Origin of the sequence: Candidatus Phytoplasma sp. AldY-WA1 (genome assembly GCF_020312115.2) — a bacterium.
GTDB classification, from domain to species: domain Bacteria; phylum Bacillota_I; class Bacilli_A; order Acholeplasmatales; family Acholeplasmataceae; genus Phytoplasma; species Phytoplasma vitis.
On record NZ_JAHRHX020000054.1, the window covers coordinates 1 to 4097 of the forward strand.

The following is a 4097-nucleotide window of genomic DNA, read 5'->3' on the forward strand; positions in this document are numbered from 1 at the left end:
TCTCGATTAAAGGAAAAATATAAAAAAATGAAATTAAAACAATTTTTTGATAATAAAGAAAAAAAACCAAAAATATCTTACTATTCCGACGGCAAAACTATTCATTTTATTAGCGAATATAACGAAAACGGCCAAATAATTAAATTAACAGAATACCAAAACGACGGCAAAACTATTAAGGTAATTGAAGAATACAACGAAAACGAAAAATTAGTTAAAAGGACAATCTACCAAGAAGACGGTAAAACTATTAAGGCAATTGAAGAATACAACGAAAACGGCCAAAAAACTAAAGTAAAATTCTACCAAAACGACTGCAAAAATATCACACAAATTGACGAATACAACGAAAACGAAAAATTAATTAAAGCAAAATTATACCAAGAAGACGGCAAAACTATTAATTTTATTGAAGAATATAACGAAAATGAAACATTAGTTAAAATAACAAACTACCAAGAAGACGGTAAAACTATTAAGGCAATTGTAGAATCCAACGAAAACGAAATATTAGTTAAAAAGACAATCTACCAATACGACGGCAAAACTATTCAGATTATTGATGAATACAACGAAAATAAAACATTAGTTAAAAGGACATTCTACCAAGACGACGGCAAAACTATTATGTTTATTAGAGAATACAACGAAAACGACCAAAAAATTAAAGTAAAATTCTACCAAGACGACGGTAAAACTATTATTTTTATTAATGAATTAAACGAAAATGAAACATTAGTTAAAAGGATATTCTACCAACCCGACGGCAAAACTATTTGGGCAATTGAAGAATATAACGAAAATGAAACATTAGTTAAAAGGATATTCTACCAAAAAGACGGCCAAACTATCGATCACATTAACGAACACAACGAAAACGAAAAATTAGTTAAACAAACAATCTATTACCACGACGGCCAAACTATCGATTACATTAACGAATACAACGAAAACGAAAAATTAGTTAAAAAAACAGTCTACGAAAACGACGGCAAAACTATCAAACAAATTAACGAATACAACGAAAACGAAAAAGTAATTACAGTAAAATTCTACCAAGACGACGGCAAAACTATCACACAAATTGACGAATACAACGAAAACGAAAAATTAATTAAAGCAAAATTCTACCAAGACGACGGCAAAACTATCACACAAATTTGCGAATTAAACGAAAACAGAAAATTAATTAAAATAACAAACTACCAAGACGACGGCAAAACTATTAAGGCAATTGAAGAATACAACGAAAACGGACAAAAAAATAAAGTAAAATTCTACCAAAACGACGGTAAAACTATCACACAAATTCACGAATATAACGAAAACGAAAAATTAATTACAGCAAAATCATACAAAAACGACGGCAAAACTATTAAGTTTATTGAAGAATACAACGAAAACGAAAAATTAATTACAGCAAAATTCTACCAAAACGACGGCAAAACTATCAAACAAATTAACGAATACAACGAAAACGAAAATTTATATAAAATAACACTCTGCAAAGACGACGGCAAAACTATCACACAAATTAACGAATACAACGAAAACGAAAAATTAATTGCAGCAAAATTCTACCAAGACGACGGCAAAACTATCACACAAATTAACGAATACAACGAAAACGAAAAATTAATTACAGCAAAATTCTACCAAGACGACGGCAAAACTATCACACAAATTGACGAATACAACAAAAATGAAAAATTAATTACAGCAAAATTCTACCAAGAAGACGGCAAAACTATCACACAAATTGACGAATACAACGAAAATGAAAAATTAATTAAAGCAAAATTATACCAAGACGACGGCAAAACTATCACACAAATTGACGAATACAACGAAAACGAAAAATTAATTACAGCAAAATTATACCAAGAAAACGGCAAAACTATTAAGTTTATTAACGAATACAACGAAAACGAAAAATTAGTTAAAAAAACATTCTACGAAAACGACGGCAAAACTGTTAAAAAAATTAGAGAATACAACGACGACGGAACAGAAAAAAAATAATATGAAAAATACAAAAAAACAAATAAAAAATAAAATAAACGTCCGCACTTATGTTTTTTTATAACACTACACTGCGTATTAGCAAATATAACAAACGTCAAATGTTAAAATCAAAACGAAAAAAATTAAACCAAAAAACCAATTTTAAACATAAATAACAACGAATAATTTATATTTATGTTATTATTTTTTGAAGCTAGTTAATCACATGATAATGGGGTATTGGTTCGGGATTGGTTGATTAATGGAATATGATTCGAGAATAGTTATAAATCTTTATGAATGTTAATTATAAAAAAAGACCTAAACTTAGAGGTTATCTAGGTCTTTATTTTTTTGTGATAATTATCACAATCAACAATGTTTTTTTATGTTTATTTTTTTATTAAAGATTTTAATAAATCATTTAAACAATTTAAAAGTTTAATCATCAAATTTATAAAAAAATTAATTATCAAATTTATGATTTGCGATTTCATTAATTATATCTCCTTTCTGAATGTTTTTTTAATACCTTCAAAAAGGAGATAAAATACACCTTTTTTATGAAGGTGGTAAAACAACACCTATAAAAGGTGTCTCAAATATATTATATAAAAAAAATAATTTTCATTAAAAAAACAAACAACAAACGCCAAATGTCAAAACCAAAAGGAAAACATTAAACCGCGCACAACAATCAACAAACGTTAAGGCCTTAAAAAACCAAACCCAATTCCAAGAAAGGAGGTCATTACATGACAAAACGTTATTTAAAATTTATTTATTATTATTTATTAATGATTTTTTTATTTTGCACTTGTTGTTATATTTACGCTAAATTAACAAATTACTTTTATCAAAAAAAGACTCATACCATTAAATTATATTCAACACAAGAACTAAAAGACAAAACACAAAAAATAAACAAATGGCTCGACGAAAAATCAAAATTATATATACAAGATATCAACGTTGAGTCATGTAATGATATTCCGGAAATCATGGAATTATTAGGCATTAATAAGGTTTCAATTTTGTCAAATCATCCAAGTTACAATTCCAGTCAAAATAAGAATATAATGTGGAATTTAAAAAAACCACAAGATGGTTTATTAGGCGTTTATTTTAAACCTCGAACTAATCCCTTTAAAATAAACATATCCATATGAACAAAACAAATACAATCTCAATGATTTATTAAAATACGAAATCGCCATCGAAAAAGCTTAGTTCTTTTGGGACATTAGAGAACCCAAAATTGATACTAATGTCAAAATTCACACAATTAATTTAAATTATGATTCGAATACTAACAAAGAATCAGCGCTTAAAAAATATTTGACTGAAACCATTAAAACTAATGATAGAGACGTCAAATTAGGTTGTTGCAACACCAGTCCCTGATGGAGCAATCAATGTTAAGTTTAATTCAAATGGAAATTTTGATTACAACAAAAAAAATTGAAGCTGTATATTTCGATGACGGAATATGTGTTCTTACTAACTATGCTGAAACTAATGACTTAATTAAACACGCCAACGGCGCAAAAAATATTTATTTATTTACATTTGAATAAAAAAAATTTACTTTTCCTTTTTCTATTATGAAATGGAAATGGACTGCTCCCTATTCCATCAACAACAATTAATTTAAAATATTAACTAAGTTTAACTGAATAAGTTAAACTTTTTTATTATATTTTCTAAAATACCTTATCATTCTTCAAATTTAATTTGGGTATAATAATACTTGATTGTCTCAATTCGCTTTAATAACGACTAAATTTTGCGATTTTATTTTTGCCATTTAGAGATTATTATTTTTATATTAAAAATCCCCACAATAAAGCAACCAATAAAGGTCTCTTCGCGGACCTTTTTCATTTTACCCAAACCAAACACACACAACAACTGGTAAGGCCGTTAATCAATAAACCAAAAAGAAACAAATTAATCATGACTAAAAAACAAATGCAACAAAAAATTATATCTCTTAAAAAACAATTAAAATTATTATATAATTTAATTGATATTAAAAACAAAGGAGTTGATTTAAATATGGAAAATAGTTTAAATATAAAAAAAGGTATTGA

At 26.8% G+C, this 4097-nt stretch carries 3 protein-coding genes and 1 pseudogene; all 4 read left to right on the forward strand.

Going from position 1 to position 4097, the window contains the following annotated elements; genetic code table 11:
- Positions 1-2022 (forward strand): DUF2963 domain-containing protein (locus KTO59_RS03655; RefSeq protein ID WP_284928691.1); only part of this gene is annotated, 2022 nt, incomplete at its 5' end.
- A gap of 737 nt (positions 2023-2759) precedes the next feature.
- Positions 2760-3173 (forward strand): hypothetical protein, encoded by a 414-nt coding sequence (locus KTO59_RS03660; protein WP_284928693.1) that lies wholly within the window; start codon positions 2760-2762, stop codon positions 3171-3173.
- A gap of 246 nt (positions 3174-3419) precedes the next feature.
- Positions 3420-3581 carry a hypothetical protein gene (locus KTO59_RS03665; RefSeq protein ID WP_284928694.1) on the forward strand — a complete coding sequence of 54 codons (162 nt, stop codon included), beginning with the start codon at positions 3420-3422 and terminating at the stop codon, positions 3579-3581.
- Positions 3582-3804: 223 nt separating this feature from the next.
- Positions 3805-4097: pseudogene (locus KTO59_RS03670) on the forward strand (hypothetical protein); the annotation flags it as partial.